Genomic DNA, 20,246 nt, shown 5'->3' on the forward strand with positions numbered 1-20,246 from the left:
GGCATTGCCCCGCTTTTGATCTCTTTTCTCGAAATAATTCTCTAAGTGTTTCATACGTCACGCTTTTATCCCTGCTAAGCTGGGCAAAATATTGCGCAAACTACTTTTATATTTGATACTACCGACTGCTTATGAATGGAATCGATAAGTAAGCTGGGTCAGGAATATCTATAAAAAAGCCGTTTTAGTAAAACGCTGGCGAGCGAATCGCCTGAAACGACAACAAGGAAGCAATAATGAAGCGCCTACTTGCGAATAGCTTGCTGCTGGCTGGAGGTCTGACGTTATCGTCTGAACTGCTGGCTTTAGGCTTGGGTGAAATGACTCTGAAGTCTGCACTCAATCAACCGCTAAATGCAGAGATTCAACTGGTTGATGCAGGTGATCTGACTCAGTGGGAAATTAAACCCTCACTGGCGTCGGCCAATGACTTTGAACGTGCAGGCGTTGATCGTTATTACTTTTTAACTAAGATTCAGTTCAAAGTTGAAGGTAACCGCGTTTTGGTCACTTCTAAAGACGTGATCAACGAACCATTTTTAAATTTCTTGGTAGAACTGAACTGGCCTGCTGGTCGGGTACTGCGGGAATACACCGTATTACTAGATCCGCCAGTCTTCCAAGAAGCGACGATCAATCCGTTGGTTGCCACACCGGCATCATCGGTGACATCGACCACCTCCGTGACTTCGCAACAGCCTGCTGGAGCTCCGGTGGCTGGTGCGCAGCCGTCTTATAATCGTTGGGCTAATGAGGCAGCCGCACCTGGTACCTACAAGGTTCAGCCGAATGACACTCTATGGCAGATCGCTGTAGCGACTCGTCCGGATCGTGCTGTATCACCGCAACAGATGATGGTGGCGTTACAAGAAGCGAATCCAAACGCCTTTATCGACGGCAATATTAATCGCCTTAAATCCCATGAAACTTTGCGCGTTCCAACTGCGGATGAGATCCGTGGTGTGCCAACACAGCAAGCTGTTGCAGAAGTTGCTCGTCAGAACCAAGCGATTAAAGCTGGTGCTGCACAACTTGATGCTACCGGTCGTAAGAATTCTGGTACAGGTTCTCGCGCTTCAGAAACGGGTGGTGAAGTTCGTTTAGTTACCGCGCCAAGCAATAACAAAGATGCGCAGGGTGCTAGCGGCGAAGTTGGTCGTGGTAGTGCAAGCCGTCAAGAGGCAATGGAAGCTGATTTGTCTATTGCGCTAGAGAACTTAGACAAAGGCCGTCGTGAAAACGAAGAGCTAGCCAAACGTCTAGCGGCTCTTGAAGAACAGATTAATACTTTACAACGCTTAGTCGCATTGAAAGATGATCAACTGGCTAACATGCAAGTCGGTGGTTCAAATACTAAAGCAGCTAATGCTGAAGTAAATCCACAAGCTACTGATGCTGTCGTTGCTAAACCTGTTGATTCAGCCGCTGAAACTGCCGTTGTCGGTGAAAAGTCTGCGGATGGCGCAACGACGGAAACAGCTAAAGACTACAACTATGCTGCGGAAACTGATCCTAAAGCGGCAGTAGAGCCAAGCGCAGAAGCGGCGGCTAATGCTGAAGCGGAAGCCATTAAAGCGCGTAAAGAACGATTAGCTAAGTTATTAGCAGCTGAAGAAGCGGCTAAAGCCAAAGATAAGAGCATTCTTGATCAGGTCATGGAGTTTCGCGATGAACTTATGATCGGCGGTGGAGCATTGCTTATTGGTTTGCTTGTTCTGGTTGGTTTGCGTCGTCGTAAAAAATCAGACGACAACACTCAAGACGAAACCGCCGACTTCGATGAAGAACCGGTGGTGATGGGTGATGGTAAGTTTGATAACGAAACGTTAGATAACTTTGATTTAAGCGATGATGATCTTGCCGTAGCTGAAACTAATTTTGGCGATGAAGATCTTGGCCTGGATGAGTTTGCAGAAGAGGACGAAGGTAAATACGAAACCGTTGCCCAAACTGAAGATGCCATTAGCGAGTCGGAAATCTACATCGCTTATGGAAAGTTTGATCAAGCAATCGACTTGTTATCCTCGGCAATTCAGTCTGAGCCAAGCCGCACTGATTTACGATTGAAATTACTTGAGCTTTATACCGAAGTAGATGATGCGGAAGCGTTTGCAAAGGCTGAAGGAGAACTGAGTGAGCTTGGCGATATTATCGCTAGTACACAGGCAGAAGATTTGCGTAAGCGTTTATCATCTCCTCTAGATCCTATGGTTGCGGGAGCAGCCGTTGTTGCTGGAGCAATGTCTCTAGATGACGGTCAAATTCCATCGCTCGATGACGAGAATGATGAATTTGCAGGTGGTTTAGACTTTGGTGATGCATTGGATTTTGGTGATGATACTGAAACCGTTGCTGACGATGGTCTCGGAAAGTCTTTAGAGGAAGTACCATCTTTAGATTTAGACGCTAACGTTGATTTCGATGTCGCGAGCGAAGGCCCAAAGTTATCGCTTGATACGCCAGATTTGGATGACGAGTTTGACAGCGAAAGTGATGAGCTTGAGTTTGATGTTGCAGAGTCGGTCGAGCTAGCTGAAAAGAAAGCGGACGATGAGCTCGACGAATTTGATTTCGATTTGGGTGATGACGCTGATGAGTCAATAGAATTTGATGAGCCTGCTGTAACAGAAGTGGCTGCAATTAAGGATGAACTCGTAGCTGATGACTTTGATTTTGCAGAAGATGAAATGGAAGCTGAGTTAGATCTCGAAACCATTGATTTTGCTGAAGAGCCAGAGGCTGTTGTTACTACCGAAGTGGAAGATGAAGAACTCGATTCTGAAGACGACGACTTAGTGGAACTCGCTGAGACGACGGCAGAGGCGCCGGCTTCAGGAGATGATGTTTTAGCTTTCGATATGGACGCAGAAACGGGCTTTGAGTCTGACGATAGCGATGTTGATTTGCAGTCATTGGAAGCAGAACTTGACGCTATTGGAACTGAAGCTGCGGATGCGGAAATCGTATCTGGCGCTGATGATCTTGATGAAGCTATGCCTATGGCCGATGTTCAAGATGATCTAGCCGAGGCCGAAGATGATTTGGCAGAGTTCGATCTAGCAATTGCCGATGATGCAGAAGCTAACGATGATGAAGTAGCGACTGAAGACGATGACCTGTCTATTCTTGATGGCTTAAGTGCCGGTGAAGATGACAGTGCGGCCGAGTTGATTGGTGGTATCGATTTAGATGAACTAGCGGCGTCAGATGATGAGTTTGATTTCTTAGCTGGTACCGACGAATGCGCTACTAAGCTCGACCTTGCTCGTGCCTACATCGATATGGAGGATGTTGATGGTGCGAAAGAGTTGCTACAAGAAGTTGTGCAAGAGGGTAGTGATCAACAGAAGCAGGATGCTCGCGAGTTAATGGATAATCTCGCCTGATCTATGACTGATACCCGTCGTTACGCCGCCGTTGTTGAATACAACGGCGCGCGTTTTCATGGTTGGCAACGCCAAAAACACCATGATGAACCTACCGTACAAGCAGCCCTTGAGGCAGCACTTTCTAAGGTCGCGAATCATCCCGTTGAAGTTGGCTGCGCTGGCCGTACCGATGCCGGTGTTCATGCCACGCGCCAAGTGATTCACTTTGATAGTCATGCCATTCGCACTAATTACAGTTGGTTGATGGGTGTAAATACTAATCTTCCTAGTGGCGTTGCGTTGCAATGGGTTGATGCAATTGACGATGAGTTTCACGCCCGCTACAAGGCAAAAGCGCGTCGCTATCGCTACCTCATTTATAACAATCAAGCGCGGCCAGCGTTAATGCATGATCAGTTAACCTGGTGGAAATACCCACTCGATGCCGACCGTATGCATGAGGCTGCACAAGCTTTGTTAGGTGAGCATGATTTCACCTCGTTTAGAGCTAAAGATTGCCAAGCGAAGTCACCGATAAAAACCATGCATGCAATTACTGTTAAACGCTGGGGCTCCATTATTATGGTAGAGCTTGAGGCGAGCGCGTTTTTGTATCATATGGTGCGTAATATTGTGGGGGTGCTACTGCCTATTGGTGAGGGTCATCAGCCAGTAGAGTGGATGGCAGAGGTATTGGCGCAGCAAGATCGAACAAAAGCAGGCGTTACGGCTCCGGGCGGAGGTTTGTACTTCGTTGGTGTGCACTATCCTGCCCAGTTTGATATTCCTTGTGATCCTTGGGGACCCGCTTTACTTGAGCCAATTTTACAGTTGGAGGCTAAGTAGGTCGGGCCGCTTCACTTACAGTGAAGCAGCCTTTCGTCTGCTTAGGGTTAATTCAGGCTCCAAGGTAATTGGTATAAACCCAGTTTGTTACCTTGCATACTATTTTGCTCAAAGATAATCCCTTTTTCGGTTACCAGAACGACGTCGTTACTGAACATCGGTGGTTGACCGATAATAACGGCAGTTGGCGAGTAGAAGGTGTCCTTGGGTGTTTCTGCTACGACCTTGTTGTCCTGAAGATATACCAAACTTCCCTTTAGATAATCAGTGAGTAGAAAGCCGTTGGCTGTTGGAAGGAAGTCATCGAGTACGGTGCTTTTTCTTTCATAAACGGGTACAAAATCACCGCCGCTACCATCTGGTTGACGTTCGATATAGCCGAATTGAGCTGTAATGGTTCCGCTTTTCATTGCGGTTGTATATAAGCGGTCGCCCACCCATTTAATACCGTTAGCAAAATATTCGAAATTATCAGCCCAAACTTGAAGGTCGGCCACGGTGGTTGGATCAGACAGGATAATTTTAAAAATACGGCTGTCGCCAGAGTCTGAAAAATATAGGTTACCTTCATCATCAACCTCCATTCCATTAGCTATCTGGACATCCGCCAGTGGTGAAAGAGTGGTGAGCGTCATTGACGGATGCATGCCATCTGTTGAGCTATTGGTAATGGCCGAATCCATCGGCACTATTTCGCCACCAATAAGAAAGGATTTTAAAAAATCTGGCGAGCTTAGATTATTGCAAACTCCATAGAGGTAATTATCGCGGACAATAATTCCTTCAACGGTGCAGTCGCCATGAAAGGTATCCAGTTTAATGAAACTACCATCAGGCTTTTTAACGATTTCAAAAACGTTTGAGCCACCTGAAACAAACAGTCGTCCGTCGTCTGTAAACAGTAGATTTTCTGCGTCAGGTACATCGTCAACAATGGTTTGACTCTCAGATCCACAACCTGAAAGAATGATGGAAAATAGGCCTGCGGCCACCCATTGGCTTATTTTATCGTTGTTCATAGCACGCTCCAGTTGCATATTTATTATAAGAATAACAACCATAATTTACCGTCACGCATCGGAGTAGAGGCTTTAAGGCCAGATTTTCGGTCAGGGATGGTCAAGAAAGGATTCATCTCCATGTCTTTAAATACTCGTGCGGCATATTCAGATTCAGCGACGCCAGTATGGCTTGCGCAGCAAGTTCCTGATGCCTACGTAAGCTTGTTAAAAAAATGGGGTAGCGCCAGTGATATCTCCGCCGGCCGGCCTAACATATCGTTAGGCGATCTGCTGAATATCATGGCTGCAGTGTTAGAGAATGAGTCAGATTATCTGGCGGGCGAGCTTGGTTGGCAGCTACAGCCTACGGCGTATGGCGATTTAGGCCAAGCAATGATGTGCGCCTCCTCACTACGACATTGTTTAGAGTTATTACAAGATTTTGGCCCTCTAGTGTCTCTGGGGGTATCCAGTTTTGATGTCACTCAGACCGACGAGATTTGCACTATCCATCATATGGTAACGCCTTGGGTGAGCTCTAATTTGCAAAATCTTTGGAACGCGAGTTGTTTGTTCAGTTGGCGTAGAAGTTTTCATTTCTTACTGGGCGGAGAGTTTGAATCGCGCATTTCGTTAAATCATGCTGCGCCACTTTCGTATGATGCAGCACAGTTGTTCGAGCGCTTTGGACAAGTGGATTTTGATCAGGCGGAATGCTCGTTATCATTTTCAACGACGTATCTTGATTTGCCTTTAGTGTTACAAAATTCAACGGTACTTGCCCAAGCACTGACTCGCTGCCGAGAGCGGCAACTGTTGAGCTATCAGTACGAGCATAGGACAACCGTCGCGAAGGTTAAGGGCTTATTAAAGTGTTCAGTGGATGGTTACCCTCGGCTGGAGGAGCTGGCGGACATGTTGCATATTTCTGCACGCTCGTTGCGGCGTCATCTGGCGGCTGAGGGCTTTACCTATAGCGTTTTATTAGAGCAAGCTCGAATAAGGGATGCCGCTGACTTATTGGTGTTGCAACATATACCGATTCAACAAGTTGCCGAATCGTTGGGGTATTCGGATTCGTCCAATTTTGCTCGCGATTTTCGACAATGGGTTGGCTCTTCTCCGAGTGAATATCGGCGCTTGGCCAAAGGCAAAAATTTGGTGCCGGTGGGTGAAAGTATAACTTAGCGTCTCGCTGAGGCTGAATTGATCTCTTTAAATAACTTATACCGTTATCTTCAAGGCGCTTTCAATTGTGACGCCGCTTAACTCTCTTTGCTATCATGCTTCGTCTATTTTTATAGCTCTACATGACGGAGCTGAATCTCAGTAGGAGAGCAGGGCATGTTGCGGACACGCATTAAAATTTGCGGTATTACCCGAGCCGAAGATGCAACGGCTGTCGTTGATGCAGGTGCGGACGCATTAGGCTTAGTGTTTTATCCTCCCAGTCCGCGTGCGGTCGATATTGCTGCGGCGAAAATTATTGTTGCCGATGTGCCAGCGTTCGTAAGCGTTACCGCTTTGTTCGTAAATCCTACCGTAGAAGAGGTGCAAAGCGTTTTAGATAGCGTTAGAATTGACCTACTTCAATTTCATGGTGATGAAGAAGATGCCTTCTGTCGGCAGTTTAATCGTCCCTACATCAAAGCCCTCCGTGTCCGGCAAGCGTCGGACCTGGTGGCGTCGTGCCTGCGGTTCCCAAACGCACTGGGCATCCTTCTAGATAGCTATAAGCCGGGTGTGCCCGGAGGAACAGGAGAGACATTCGATTGGTCTCTGGTTCCAGCAACACCACCAAAACCTATTATTCTTGCCGGTGGCCTAGCCCCCGAAAATGTTGCTGCCGCGATTGAACAAGTCGCGCCGTTTGCCGTCGATATAAGTGGCGGCGTAGAAGCAGCAAAAGGGATCAAAGATCACGGCAAAATCAACGAATTTGTAAAAGAGGTGTACCGTGTCGACCAACACAGACTTCAATGTTGAACTTCCAGATGAGCGTGGCCATTTCGGTATTTTCGGCGGACGTTTTGTTTCTGAAACACTGACAGCAGCGCTTGATGAGCTGCAATCTACCTACGAAAAACTGCGTGAAGATCCTGAGTTTCAGGCGCAATTTGATTCGGACTTAGCCCATTATGTGGGCCGTCCATCCCCGTTATATTTGGCCGAACGTCTTACTGAATATTGTGGTGGTGCGCAGATTTATCTGAAGCGCGAAGATTTAAACCACACCGGCGCTCACAAAATTAACAACACCATAGGCCAAGCCTTGTTGGCTAAGTTTATGGGCAAGAAAAAGATCATTGCCGAAACCGGGGCTGGCCAACATGGCGTAGCTTCTGCAACCGTAGCCGCGCGCTTCGGTTTGGAATGTAAGGTATTTATGGGCTCGACTGACGTTGAGCGCCAGAAGCTCAACGTCTATCGCATGAAGTTGTTAGGCGCAGAGGTTGTGTCAGTAACATCGGGGACCAAAACCCTGAAAGATGCGATGAATGAAGCGATGCGTCATTGGGTTACGAATGTCGATGATACCTATTATGTGATCGGCACGGCTGCGGGCCCACATCCATATCCTATGCTGGTTCGCGATTTCCAGAGCGTGATTGGTCGTGAAACGATTCGCCAATGCGATACCCAAATCGGTCGTCAGCCTGATGCTGTGGTTGCGTGTGTTGGTGGCGGTTCAAACGCGATTGGTATGTTTTATCCTTACATTAAGTATCCAGAAGTTGCCATGTATGGTGTTGAAGCCGGCGGGTTAGGTTTGCATGGCGATGATCATGCTGCGCCGCTAAGTAAAGGACGCCCGGGCGTACTGCACGGCAACCGTACTTACTTAATGGAAGACGATAATGGCCAAATCATGAGCACGCATTCGATTTCGGCAGGCTTGGATTACCCTGGCGTTGGCCCAGAGCACAGCTGGTTGAAAGACGTTAAGCGTGCTCAATACGTTGCCGCTACGGATGACGAAGCGATGGATGCTTTCCATAAACTGACGCGTTTAGAAGGCATTATGCCAGCGTTAGAGTCTGCCCATGCCGTTGCGTATGCGATGAAGCTAGCGGCGACTATGAGCAAAGATCAGGTGATTGTGGTGAATCTTTCTGGGCGTGGGGATAAAGATATCCATACTGTTGCCACGTTAGACGGTGTAACCGCTTGATTATGAACCTGCTGCGCTCGGAAATACGGCGTTAAAAATCAGCTCGGTATGCTCATGTACGACTTGTACACTGCGCTACCTCGCTGATTTTTGCCTTGTCTTTCCATCGCTCGCGACGGTTCTGAAGCTCTTTAGGTATAGCTTTTTAGGTATAGCTCTCTATAGGGTGCTCAGAAATAATTATTCTTCCTCGCGATCAACATATCGAGAGGAATTGGTAGGATTAAAAAAATGTCTCGTATCAATACTGTATTTACTGCTTTAAAAGAACAGGGTCGCCAAGCGCTGATCCCCTACGTAACGGCGGGTGATCCGCTGAAAGAATCTACTGTGCCTATGATGCATGCGATGGTAGAAGCCGGTGCCGATATCATTGAATTGGGAGTGCCGTTTTCGGACCCAATGGCTGACGGCCCGACCATTCAATTGGCGTGCGAACGCGCGTTAGAGCACGGTACGTCATTGCGTGATGTATTGGCTATGGTGACGGAATTCCGTAGCAAAGATAGCGTTACTCCGATCGTGTTGATGGGGTATTTGAACCCTGTTGAAGCCATGGGTTATCAGGCGTTTGTCGATGCTGCTATTAAGGCGGGTGTTGATGGTGTTTTGATGGTGGATTTACCGCCAGAAGAAGCGCACGACGTTGATAGCATCTTCAAAAAAGCAGGGCTGGATGTGGTCTATTTGATTGCGCCAACCACCACTGATAAGCGTATCGAAAGCATTGGTCACGCTGGTAGTGGTTATGTGTATTACGTGTCTATCAAGGGTGTGACTGGCTCGAATACCTTGGATATTGATGACGTTGCACGCAACTTAGAGCGTATTCGTAAGCACGTTAGCATCCCTGTCGGTGTGGGCTTTGGCATTCAGAACGGCGAAACTGCCGCCAAGGTTGCGAAAATTTCTGATGGTGTGATTGTGGGTAGTGCGTTGGTTAATCGTATTGCCGCAAACCAACACCAACCAGACGTTGCGATTAAAGAAGTGTCCGACATATTAAGAACGATGCGTTTAGCGATGGACGCGTAAGCCAGTCATTATGTTGCAAACATTTTCTAGCGTAGACGAGTGGTTAACCCATCTTGAAGGCATTCATCCGGCGGAGATCGAACTAGGTCTAGCGCGTGTCTCCAAGGTTGGAGCAGCAGTGGGCTGCTTACGAGCTGCACCACTGATGATTTTGGTGGGTGGAACCAACGGCAAAGGGACCACCAGCGCGCTCATAGCAGCTTTATTACGCCAACGTGGATTGCGCGTTGGTGTATACAGTTCGCCGCATATTTTGCGTTACAACGAGCGCGTTAGTATTGATGGTGTTGATATCAGCGACGCTGATTTATGCGCAACCTTTGCTCATATCGAAGCCGCGCGTGGAGATACGACGCTCACGTATTTTGAATTCGGTACGTTAGCGGCGTTGATTTATTTTCAACAGCAGGGTGTCGATGCCTGTGTGATGGAAATTGGATTAGGCGGTCGTCTTGATGCGGTGAATATCGCAGCCGCGGATATTTCCGTAGTGACCAGTATTGGTTTGGATCATCAGTCTTGGTTGGGTGATACGGTCGCAGAAATCGCTTATGAAAAGTGCAGTATCGCTCGCAAAAACTGTTTTCTAGTTTGCGGTCAGCCGGATGCTCCCGATACTGCTGCAACAACAGTGGAGAATATTGGCGGGCAGTTTGTTGGGCGTGACGATGAATTTAGCGCTCGACGAAGCGATTCCGGTGTGGAAGTGCGATTTCGTGATAGTCGCGGTAGTCCGCAATGTTGGGCTTTACCGACACCTAAAATTCCTTATCCAAACGTTGCTACTGCCATTCAAACATTGGCTTTGATCAATCAATTGCCGAGTTATGCCGAGGTTGTTGAGGTAGTTTCGACCTTGGCTGTTCCTGGGCGATTACAGACATTTGATTTTGGCGCTCTGCGTTTAACTCTTGATGTTGCCCATAATCCTCAAGCAGCTGAGTTTATTGGTCAGCAGTTAGTTCAAGTGGACGGTATTGTGCTCGGTATGTTGGGCGATAAAGATGTCGAGGGTGTATTGCGGGTTTTACCAGCAAGTAAGGTTTTCCATCTTGTTAGTCTGACTCAGTGTCATCGCGGTTTAAGTGCTCAAGCATTGCACGCTCGCGCCGATTTTGCTGCAGACATTCAAGTGCAAGAGTGGGATACCGTTGAACAGGCGCTGAATATGTTAATAGCGACAAATGCAACAGGACATTGGCTTATTGCTGGGTCATTTTATACGGTTGAAGCGGCTCAAATTTGGCTAAATGCTCATCAAGCTGATCGGCAAATGCAGAGCAGCGGACAGGGAGTTGCATAATGGAACTACACCTTAAAAAGCGCATATTAGGCGCGCTCGTCACGGTTGGTATCGCTGCATTGGTGCTGCCTGTGGTGCTAGATGGTTCACGTACTCATCGCGGATTGAGTTCAGACATTCCTCCCATGCCAGAGCCACCTCAGTGGTCAACGTTAGAAGATGAACGAAAGGTGAGGAAAGAGCTGGAGCAGTTAGCCAGCGGTGAAGCTGAAAAAATGGTATCCGTACCTGATATCGTAGTGGTTGATCATGACGATACCTCTCGCGGTGGAGCTCAAAGTGATCGCTCAAGTTTGGATGATGAGCAAATGCCATATGCATGGACATTGCAGATTGGTGTCTTCTCTCAGCGCGATAACGCTCATCGCTTACGCGATAAATTACGCGGGTTAGGTTATAAGGCTTATGTGCAAGAATTCGCCGAAACAAAGCATACAGGCGTTTATGTTGGGCCCGAATTAACGCGCGCGAAGGCTGAAGAATTACAAGCAGCACTTAAAGCAGAGTTGAAGCAGAAAGACATCTATCTGCGGCGCTACAAGGCTGAGAGTTAATCCACAGAAGAGCCCAACGATTAGAGCTTTCTTACCCAGCGTGCTTTGGTATACTGCGCGCTTTCTTGAAGTACTCAGAGGCAACGAATGGCGGTAATTGATTGGGTGATACTGGCCGTTGTCGTGGTGTCGGCCCTGATCAGTCTAAAGCGCGGCTTTGTGAAAGAAGCGCTATCACTTGCCTCGTGGGTCGCAGCATTTTTGGTTGCGCGCTTCTTTAGCGCCAACTTGGCAACCTTACTGGTTGGACAGATTGAAACGAACTCTCTTCGTTGGATCGTCGCTTTCGTTATTCTTTTTGCAGGCACTTTAGTTGTCTGTGCTTTACTGAACTATCTATTGTCTGAAGTTGTCAGGATGACGGGACTGAGCGGTACGGATCGGGTTTTCGGTATGGTCTTTGGACTTGCCCGCGGCCTTTTGATCCTAGTTGCGATTGTGTTTTTGGCGCAGTTCACGCCAGTGGCACAAGATCAGTGGTGGCAGGATTCCCTCTTTATACCTCACCTAGAAACAGTTGCTGATTGGGCGCGAAAAACGCTGCCATCAACAGTAACTCAGGTGATGACGACTACTAATTAAACTCTAGCTTTTTGAGGTTACACGCGCATGTGCGGAATAGTGGGTATTGTCGGCAAATCCCATGTCAACCAGGCTATCTATGATGCCCTGACAGTATTGCAACACCGTGGTCAAGATGCCGCGGGTATCGTGACTAGCTACGGCAACAAACTGTGTTTGCGTAAAGATAATGGTCTCGTGAGTGATGTATTCCGCACTCGTCATATGCAGCGCTTACTGGGCAATATGGGTATTGGCCATGTGCGTTATCCAACGGCAGGTAGTTCGAGTTCGGCGGAAGCTCAGCCGTTCTATGTTAACTCGCCTTATGGGATTACCTTGGCACACAACGGTAACCTGACTAATACAGAAGAGTTGGCAGACGATATCTATCGCGAAGATCTACGTCATATTAATACGACGTCAGACTCTGAAGTCTTGTTGAATATCTTTGCTCACGAGTTGCAAGAACAGCGTCAGTTGCTACCAACGCCAGACGTTATTTTTAAAGCAGTGAGCGAAGTTCATAAGCGTATTCGTGGTGGCTATGCCGTGGTTGCTATGATTAGCGGCTATGGCATCGTAGCTTTCCGTGATCCTCATGGTATTCGCCCTGCGATTTTCGGCTCTCGCGAGACTGCGACAGGCATGGAATACATGGTTGCCTCTGAATCGGTTGCTCTAGATGCGCTTGGTTATAAAATCGAACGCGACATAGCACCTGGGGAAGCGATTGTTATCACAGAGGATGGTCAGTTGTTTACTCAGCAATGTGCTGAGCACACTGAGCTAACGCCGTGTATTTTCGAACAGGTTTATTTTGCGCGTCCTGATTCTATTATTGATGGCGTTGCAGTTTATAAAGCGCGTTTGCGCATGGGTGAAAAGCTGGCAGAAAAGATTTTGCGTCAGTACCCTGATCACGATATCGACGTTGTGATTCCAATTCCAGATACGAGCCGTTCATCTGCCTTGGAATTAGCCAATCGTTTAGGCGTGAAGTATCGCGAAGGCTTTATGAAAAATCGCTACATTGGCCGCACCTTTATTATGCCGGGCCAGCAGTTGCGTAAAAAATCCGTTAAGCAAAAGCTTAATGCCTTGGATTTAGAATTCCGCGGTAAAAACGTGTTGTTGGTCGATGATTCCATTGTTCGCGGTACAACGTGCGAGCAGATCATCGAAATGGCTCGCGATGCTGGCGCGAATAAAGTGTATTTTGCTTCAGCGGCTCCGGCGGTTCGTTACCCTAATGTTTATGGTATCGATATGCCGGCGAAAGAAGAGTTTATCGCTCACGGTCGAACCACAGAAGAAATCGCCACGGCAATTGGTGCCGACTGGTTGGTGTATCAAGATATCGACGATCTCGTTTCTGCGTGTTTAGAAGGCAGTAAAACATCAGCCAAGAGTTTTGATTGCTCGGTATTTAACGGCAACTACATCACTGGCGATATTAACGATGAGTATTTCGAACGTCTTTCTCAGCTGCGTAATGATGCAACAAAAGAAGGTAAGCGCGTTGTAGAAAACGTTGCAATCGATCTACATAACGATGAAACCGAGTCCTGAGGGGATCAGGTAATGAAGGATTTTTCAGAATTTAATGGCCGTTATCAATCCGATTTAACCGATGCCGGATTTGATACGCTAGCAGTGCGAGCTGGACAAGTTCGTACTCATGAGTGTGAGCATTCAGAAGCTATCTTCACGACTAGCAGTTATGTATTTAACTCGGCCGCAGAGGCAGCTGCGCGTTTTTCTGGCGAAGTGCCGGGTAACGTCTACTCACGCTACATGAATCCAACCGTTCGCACCTTTGAAGAACGCTTAGCGGCACTTGAAGGTGGTGAACTGTGTGCTGCTACTGCATCCGGTATGGCGGCTATTTATTCTGTCTGTATTGCTCACATGCAAGCGGGTGACCACTTAGTGTCGTCACGCAGTGTATTTGGTAGTACCAATATTCAGTTCGAACGGTATTTGCGTAAATTCAATGTCGATATTACCTACGTTGATTTATTGGATATTGATGCTTGGCGCGCAGCGATTAAAGACAACACTAAGATGTTGTTTTTAGAGTCGCCGTCAAATCCGTTAACTGAAATTGCGGATATTCGTGCGTTGGCTGAATTAGCCAAAGAAACCAACACTTTATTGGTGGTGGATAACTGTTTCTGTACCCCAGCGCTGCAAAAGCCGTTAGCGTTAGGTGCCGATCTGGTTATTCACTCGGCCACCAAATATATCGACGGCCAAGGCCGTTGTATTGGCGGTGCAGTGGTGGGGTCTGCGGAATTAATTGAGCCGGTTGTTGGTGTATTGCGTTCCGTTGGTCCAACCATGAGCCCATTTAATGCGTGGGTGTTTTTAAAGGGGTTAGAAACACTTGGTCTGCGAATGAAAGCGCACAGCGAGAACGCATTGGCGTTAGCGCAATGGTTAGAACAGCATCCCAAAGTCACCAAAGTCAATTATGTGGGTTTGCCTACGCATCCTCAGCATGAGCTTGCCATGAGTCAGCAAACTCTGGGGGGCGGTGTCTTGTCATTTGAGGTCGCCGGAGGTCGCGAAGCGGCTTGGAAGGTCATCGATGCTACACGTATGATCTCCATTACGGCGAACTTAGGTGATACTAAAACGACGGTGACGCATCCGGGCACGACGACCCATGGTCGTTTAACCGATGAGCAGCGCGATGCTGCAGGTATTAGCCAAGCCTTGATTCGTATCGCCGTTGGTCTAGAAGATGTTCAAGACATTATTGCGGATTTAGCCAGCGGCTTAGACGCTCTGTAATCTGTTAGCGGCATCTGCGGGTTATCCCCGTAGATGCTTTTCAAATTCCCTTAAAAACTGGATTTTATCCTACCTTTACCCTTAAGCTCGAAGGCTGTCGATTTTTAAGGTGTCCTCATGGCTGAGCCAATTGCCAACGCATTAGAACAACTCAATAAAGTTATCCTTGGTAAAGAGCCAGAACTAAAACTAGCGCTGACGTGCTTGTTGGCAAAAGGTCATCTGCTGATTGAAGACTTACCGGGCATGGGCAAAACTACCTTGTCTCATGCATTGGCTAAAGTGTTGGGCCTTGATTACAACCGGATTCAATTCACCAGCGATTTGCTGCCTGCGGATATTCTTGGCGTCAGTATTTTCGAGCGTGAAGGCGATCACGGACAATTCCGTTTTCATGCGGGTCCTGTTTTCAGCCAGTTATTGCTTGCTGACGAAATTAATCGCGCTACACCTAAGGCGCAAAGCGCCTTGTTAGAGGCGATGGAAGAAGGCCAAGTCACCGTCGAAGGCGAGACGCGTCCATTGCCCGATCCATTCTTTGTGATAGCCACTCAAAATCCGATTTCTCAGGCGGGAACATTTCCCTTACCAGAATCACAGCTCGACCGTTTTTTAATGTGTATTCAATTAGGTTATCCCGATGAGCGTGCTGAACGTGAATTGTTAGAAGGGGTGGATCGTCGTTCGATGATTGCAGGTCTAAATGTGACCATCGACCATGCCATGCTAACTCGATTACAAGCGGCGGTACTCAAAGTTAAAGCGTCGTCCAGTGTCTTGGACTACTTACAACGTATTGTCGCCTTTACGCGCACCCAAGGTGGCTACGCTTATGGACTATCGCCACGCGGTGCACTGGCGCTGCTGCGTGCCGCCAAAGCATGGGCCGTGGTGCATAAACGTTTGTATTTGTTACCCGAAGATATTCAGGCCGTACTTCCTGCGGTAGCGGATCACCGTTTAGGTGATAGTGCCGGTGGTGGTGCTCATAGCGCATCGCAAACAATTTTAACGCGCGTGCCGGTATTGCTTTAAATCATGCGAGCTTTTTTTCAACGACGTTGGGCTACATGGTTAGATCAACGTATACCAAGTACTGCGATGTTAGCCTTATCTCATCGTTCGGTATTTATATTACCGAGTCGAGTTGGTTTCATGCTCGGCTTTGTTTTGTTGGTTATGCTGGTAACGGCCATTAATTATCAAAACAGTCTGATTTATGCCGTCACGTTTTGGTTATTTAGCGTTGCACTGACGAGTATGTGGTTCACCTTCGCTAATTTGTCTGGCCTAACGCTGACAGCAGGGCACGCAAATCCAGTGTTTGCCGGAGAAATGTTAGATCTACCGGTAACCCTTTCTGCGCAACCTAAGCGCATGGCCGCTGGAGTTCTGGTGGGTTATCGCGGCGAGCCCTTAGTGATGCACACAATTCCTGCGAATGGACGTGTCATTGCGCGCTTATCGCAGCGAACCACGAAACGTGGTTATTTTAAAGCCGGGCGTTTACGCGTCGAAAGTCGCTTTCCATTAGGGTTTTATACAGCATGGTCTTGGGTGGCACTCGACTACCGTGTATTGGTATATCCCGCGCCCGAATCTTCACCTTTGATTTTAGGTGACGGCGAAGAGGGGGAAACGGTACTAGGTGCTATTGCACATAGATCGGGGGAGCAAGATTTTAATGGCCTGCGTAATTATCAGCCTGGCGATTCGATGCGACAAATTGCCTGGAAACATTTAGCTCGTGGCAAAGGGTTAATGACTAAACAATTCGATCACGACGATGGCGCACTCTGTTGGTTGCGTTGGGATAACGTGAATGTCGCCAACGTAGAGCGCCGCTTATCACGACTTTGTGGCTGGGTATTAGAGGCTCATCACAATGGTTGGCGCTACGGTTTACAATTACCGACTATAGAAATTCCGCCCGCAAATAGCGACGTTCATCTACAAGCCTGCTTAGAAGCCTTGGCGTTATATGGGCAGGATAAACAATGAAACAAGCGGCCAATGCGATCCCTCGAATTTCTTTACTCTGGTTGCTCGCTGGATTTGGTTCTTCGTTGTTACTGCATACTGAACACTTACCCATTTGGTTTTTAATTCCATTAACTATCTGTGTCGGCTGGCGGGCGTTAACTCATGCGGGGCGATTACCGTATCCAAATAAGTTGGTTAAAACACTGGTTGTCATGTTATCGGGTGCGGTTGTCGTTATTTCGTTTGATCGACAATTGTCGCTGGAAGGAGCATCCGCTTTTTTAGTGATGGCGGCTATGCTGAAATTACTTGAGATGAAAACTCAGCGCGACGCTTATGTCGTCGTATTTATCAGCTATTTTTTATTAGTTTGTGGATTTTTATTCAATCAATCCATTACTGCAGCGCTTATTGGCATTAGTTCTGTGTGGATTATTACTAGCTCTATGGTCGCACTGCACATGAGTACCCCGGCGGGTAATGTGGGTGCACTCCCTATTGCGCGTTACAGCGCTTCGGTATTGGCAGCGGCCTTACCCTTTATGCTTTTTGCTTATTTGTTATTTCCGCGTTTAGGACCGTTATGGAGTATTGGCTTACAGTCGAAAGATGCACATACAGCGCTGTCGACGGAGATGGCACCGGGTGATATCGCCAGTTTAAGTCAGTCGGACAAATTAGCCTTTCGAGTAACCTTTGATGACAATCGACGTCCACCTCAAAATGAACTTTATTGGCGCGCATTAATGCTGGATTTTTACGATGGCAATGCATGGCAGCCATCGAAACCTGTGACTACGGCTAAATGGTTTAATCCTCGCGATCTTGATAATCGAGATGATCAAGGTATTGGCTACGACATTATTCAAGAGCCGACCGATCAGCAATATTTATTCTCACTACGCGGTGTTCAAGCGTTAGAAGAGAATACCGGTGTGACCAATGCAGATTTTCTATTAGCCCGTAAACCATTATTTCAACGGCTACGATATCGTGCGTGGTCTGATCCAACGGCCAGCAATCAAGCTGATGGATTGACCTGGCTTGAGCGCAAACAATATTTACAATTGCCCAGTCAGGGTAATATCAAGGCTCGGCAGTGGGCCAATGATTTGTATTCTGGGGCCGTAACCGACTGGGCATTTGCACAAAGCATTTTGACCTATTTCCGACAAAATCCTTTTTTCTACACATTAGAACCACCGCTACTTAAAGATAACGATATTGACGAGTTTTTATTTAGTACCCAGCGCGGTTTTTGTGCCCATTATGCCTCGGCGATGACGTTTGTTGCGCGTTCGGTTGGTATACCTGCGCGAGTCGTTGTCGGGTATCAAGGTGGTGAGTGGAATGCGCAAGAAAACTATTTGACGGTACGTCAATACGATGCTCATGCGTGGGTGGAGTTATGGATTCCTACTATGGGGTGGATGCGGTTCGACCCAACGGCAGCGGTCGCACCGGATCGAATTGAATATGGCCTAGAGCGAGCAGTAGAAAAGGAAGGTACTTTTTTACGTGAGCAAATATTCTCTAGCCATAAAATGCGCGGTATAAGCTGGATTAACAGTCTGCGTTTAAAACTTGATTCGGCTAACTACTATTGGCAGCGCTGGGTGCTGTCTTACGATAAGCAGCGCCAAGGTAAGTTATTAAAGCAATGGTTTGATCGCGGTAGTTATCTTGATGGCCTCTATATGCTTGCGGCTGTTTTGGGTGGATTGTTTCTATTGTCGGCTATTGTGTTGTGGTGGCGAGATAGACCAAAGCAATTGCCGCCGTTACAACGAGCTTGGGTGGCGTTACAGAATCGCGCACAGCGCAGTGGACTGGAGCCATTAATAGGTGAAACCGGCTCCAGTTACTTAGCGCGTTTAGGTCTTGCTTGGCCTGAACTCGATCAACAGAGCCGTGACGTTGCCAGTTTAATGGATGCGTTTTTATACGGTGAATTAAGTGAAAAAGCGGATAAGGCTGACTATAAAATGCTGGTTAGGCGATTAGGGCAGTTGCGTAAAAGCCTTCGGCCACGGACAAAAACATCCGCTACCAGCAACGTTCATAAAGGGACCGTATGAGCCGTGCTTCATATCGTTCACCATATTAGTGAATAAACTATCTTCCGATAGCGTACAGAGGGCACCAAAGCCATAAGCGCCATAGTAACTTAGCTGGTAGGCATTGCTGTTTTCAACCTTGTACAAGGCTAAACCCGGGCTAGCCGACAGTGGTAGCTCATCTTCAGGTTTTAATACCAGCAACTCCATACGCTGACCATTCAAACGTTGAAAATCGTCGATTTGCTCTGTTGTGATAGAAGCGGGTGCTAGTGCTATGGCGCGTAATTCTTGCTTAGTAAAGTGGCTTAATAATGAATCTAAATGACGCTGACTTACCGCATTGCATAAGCAATCGGGATTCCATAGGTGCAACAGAATAATTTGCTGTTCAATCTCGCTTGCGGGTAAGCGCTGCAAAATGGCCGACAAGGCTGTGTCCACAGCGCCTATCTGCATCGCTTCAACAGGATCGGTGTCTGCGACAAATGGCCTTAGTTGTTTCTGTTGAAACCACCAAAGACCAAAAAGAGATCCTCCCAGCCAAAGAGTGATAAGGGCGATTAAGAGTATGTGTTTAACGGTTGAGGTAGATGTCGTCATGGCTGAATTATAACAGACTGTAAGAATGTCACCCTCTAGGATTTTGGTGTATGTTAGCGCCATTCGTTGTTGCGCAACTGGAATTTCCTGATGCCCAAGACCTTTCTTCAAGTTACTGATTCAAGTTTTTCCGTCTTGGTTGAAGATGGCTCGATGCATGCTCCTGTATTGGTCGACGTGTGGGCACCGCACTGTGCTCCTTGTCGCGCGTTAGAACCTTGGTTAAATACCCTTCAGCTTTCCATGCCAAATCTAACGATTGTGAAGCTGAATGCCGAAGCAGAAGTTGCGCTGGCGCAACGCTGGCAGATAAAACAATTACCGACCTTATTATTATTTGTTGGTGGCAAGTTGCAGGCTAGGGCAGCAGGAGTAATAACCGGTAAGCAATTACAAGAGTTCATGGCATCGGTGCTTATGCCTACGCAAATAAATGCAACCGATTCGTTAAACGCGCCTGCGCTACTCGCCGAATTAGAACAGCTTATCGTAAGTGAGCATTTTGAAGCGTTAGCGCAAAAAATAGCTACCCTGCCGGATGCGGTAACCCGCGCCCCGGCATTTCAACTATTAATCGCACGAGTAAATGCCCGTCAGTTTAAGCCGGAGCCTAACGATATTCATCAACACTTAGCAGCCAGTATTCAGAACGCCCGGCGCTTGGCGGCTGGCGAGGATTACTGCCAAGCGATTGAGATATTGTTGGCCATCGAGGCCACACCCGATGAGCGCGAAATAATTGCTAATGCGCTACTACCCATTCTAGACACTATGCCGGATAGACGACGAGCGCATCAGTATCGACGCTTGTGGCTGCAGCGCTAAAGCGGCGTTATTGTCATTTTGTCGAAAATGCGGGTCGTCTAACTTTTCCTTACAGGTCAATGGCTTAGCATTTGTTGTTAAGTTGTAACCAACCGCAAAACTCATCCAGCAAACCCTCTAACTCCGACTATATTTGCTG

At 47.6% G+C, this 20,246-nt stretch carries 17 protein-coding genes; 15 read left to right on the top strand and 2 right to left on the bottom strand.

Going from position 1 to position 20,246, the window contains the following annotated elements; genetic code table 11:
• Positions 1 to 236 precede the first annotated feature (236 nt).
• Both TOL_RS07380 and truA read left to right on the top strand, forming a co-directional pair.
• Positions 237 to 3,386, top strand: coding sequence for a FimV/HubP family polar landmark protein (locus TOL_RS07380; RefSeq protein ID WP_015486689.1), 3,150 nt, complete (start codon positions 237 to 239; stop codon positions 3,384 to 3,386).
• Positions 3,387 to 3,389: 3 nt separating this feature from the next.
• Positions 3,390 to 4,214, top strand: coding sequence for a tRNA pseudouridine(38-40) synthase TruA (gene truA / locus TOL_RS07385; RefSeq protein WP_015486690.1), 825 nt, complete (start codon positions 3,390 to 3,392; stop codon positions 4,212 to 4,214).
• A gap of 47 nt (positions 4,215 to 4,261) precedes the next feature.
• Here the strand turns inward: truA and TOL_RS07390 are convergent, their stop codons facing one another.
• Positions 4,262 to 5,233: a hypothetical protein gene (locus TOL_RS07390; RefSeq protein ID WP_015486691.1), complete on the bottom strand. Its 972-nt coding sequence runs from the start codon at positions 5,231 to 5,233 to the stop codon at positions 4,262 to 4,264.
• 120 nt (positions 5,234 to 5,353) lie between these two features.
• Between TOL_RS07390 and TOL_RS07395 the strand changes: the two genes are divergently transcribed.
• The 12 genes from TOL_RS07395 to TOL_RS07450 all read left to right on the top strand — a co-directional run bounded on the left by TOL_RS07395 (position 5,354) and on the right by TOL_RS07450 (position 18,700).
• Positions 5,354 to 6,403 carry an AraC family transcriptional regulator gene (locus TOL_RS07395; protein WP_015486692.1) on the top strand — a complete coding sequence of 350 codons (1,050 nt, stop codon included), beginning with the start codon at positions 5,354 to 5,356 and terminating at the stop codon, positions 6,401 to 6,403.
• A 156-nt stretch (positions 6,404 to 6,559) separates the two neighbouring features.
• A complete protein-coding gene (locus TOL_RS07400; protein ID WP_015486693.1) occupies positions 6,560 to 7,201 on the top strand; it encodes a phosphoribosylanthranilate isomerase in 642 nt (213 codons plus the stop codon).
• Positions 7,173 to 8,387 carry a tryptophan synthase subunit beta gene (gene trpB, locus TOL_RS07405; RefSeq protein ID WP_015486694.1) on the top strand — a complete coding sequence of 405 codons (1,215 nt, stop codon included), beginning with the start codon at positions 7,173 to 7,175 and terminating at the stop codon, positions 8,385 to 8,387. Before TOL_RS07400 ends, trpB begins: the two co-directional genes overlap by 29 nt.
• 231 nt (positions 8,388 to 8,618) lie before the next feature.
• Positions 8,619 to 9,422, top strand: a complete 804-nt coding sequence (gene trpA, locus TOL_RS07410) for a tryptophan synthase subunit alpha (RefSeq protein ID WP_015486695.1) — start codon at positions 8,619 to 8,621, stop codon at positions 9,420 to 9,422.
• A 10-nt stretch (positions 9,423 to 9,432) separates the two neighbouring features.
• Entirely contained in the window at positions 9,433 to 10,725 is a 1,293-nt protein-coding gene (locus TOL_RS07415; RefSeq protein WP_015486696.1) for a bifunctional folylpolyglutamate synthase/dihydrofolate synthase, read from the top strand.
• Complete coding sequence (locus TOL_RS07420; protein WP_015486697.1) at positions 10,725 to 11,279, top strand: SPOR domain-containing protein; 555 nt, start codon at positions 10,725 to 10,727, stop codon at positions 11,277 to 11,279. The genes TOL_RS07415 and TOL_RS07420 overlap by 1 nt, the downstream gene beginning before the upstream one ends.
• 87 nt (positions 11,280 to 11,366) lie before the next feature.
• Positions 11,367 to 11,861, top strand: coding sequence for a CvpA family protein (locus tag TOL_RS07425; protein WP_015486698.1), 495 nt, complete (start codon positions 11,367 to 11,369; stop codon positions 11,859 to 11,861).
• Positions 11,862 to 11,888: 27 nt separating this feature from the next.
• Entirely contained in the window at positions 11,889 to 13,412 is a 1,524-nt protein-coding gene (gene purF / locus TOL_RS07430; protein ID WP_015486699.1) for an amidophosphoribosyltransferase, read from the top strand.
• 12 nt (positions 13,413 to 13,424) lie between these two features.
• Positions 13,425 to 14,639 (top strand): O-succinylhomoserine sulfhydrylase, encoded by a 1,215-nt coding sequence (locus TOL_RS07435; protein WP_015486700.1) that lies wholly within the window; start codon positions 13,425 to 13,427, stop codon positions 14,637 to 14,639.
• A 117-nt stretch (positions 14,640 to 14,756) separates the two neighbouring features.
• Positions 14,757 to 15,674, top strand: coding sequence for an AAA family ATPase (locus tag TOL_RS07440; protein ID WP_015486701.1), 918 nt, complete (start codon positions 14,757 to 14,759; stop codon positions 15,672 to 15,674).
• Positions 15,675 to 15,677: 3 nt separating this feature from the next.
• Positions 15,678 to 16,640 carry a DUF58 domain-containing protein gene (locus tag TOL_RS07445; RefSeq protein WP_025265649.1) on the top strand — a complete coding sequence of 321 codons (963 nt, stop codon included), beginning with the start codon at positions 15,678 to 15,680 and terminating at the stop codon, positions 16,638 to 16,640.
• Positions 16,637 to 18,700: a transglutaminase TgpA family protein gene (locus TOL_RS07450; RefSeq protein ID WP_015486703.1), complete on the top strand. Its 2,064-nt coding sequence runs from the start codon at positions 16,637 to 16,639 to the stop codon at positions 18,698 to 18,700. Before TOL_RS07445 ends, TOL_RS07450 begins: the two co-directional genes overlap by 4 nt.
• Here TOL_RS07450 and TOL_RS18945 read toward each other — a convergent pair.
• Entirely contained in the window at positions 18,623 to 19,282 is a 660-nt protein-coding gene (locus TOL_RS18945; protein ID WP_144055344.1) for a DUF6436 domain-containing protein, read from the bottom strand. The two genes, TOL_RS07450 and TOL_RS18945, sit on opposite strands and share 78 nt — an antisense overlap.
• Before the next feature lie 90 nt (positions 19,283 to 19,372).
• Here TOL_RS18945 and TOL_RS18275 point away from each other — a divergent pair, with 90 nt between their 5' ends.
• Positions 19,373 to 20,107, top strand: coding sequence for a thioredoxin family protein (locus TOL_RS18275; RefSeq protein ID WP_015486705.1), 735 nt, complete (start codon positions 19,373 to 19,375; stop codon positions 20,105 to 20,107).
• Positions 20,108 to 20,246: the final 139 nt, after the last annotated feature.

It is taken from the genome of Thalassolituus oleivorans MIL-1, from assembly GCF_000355675.1.
Classification (GTDB): Bacteria; Pseudomonadota; Gammaproteobacteria; order Pseudomonadales; family Oceanobacteraceae; genus Thalassolituus; species Thalassolituus oleivorans.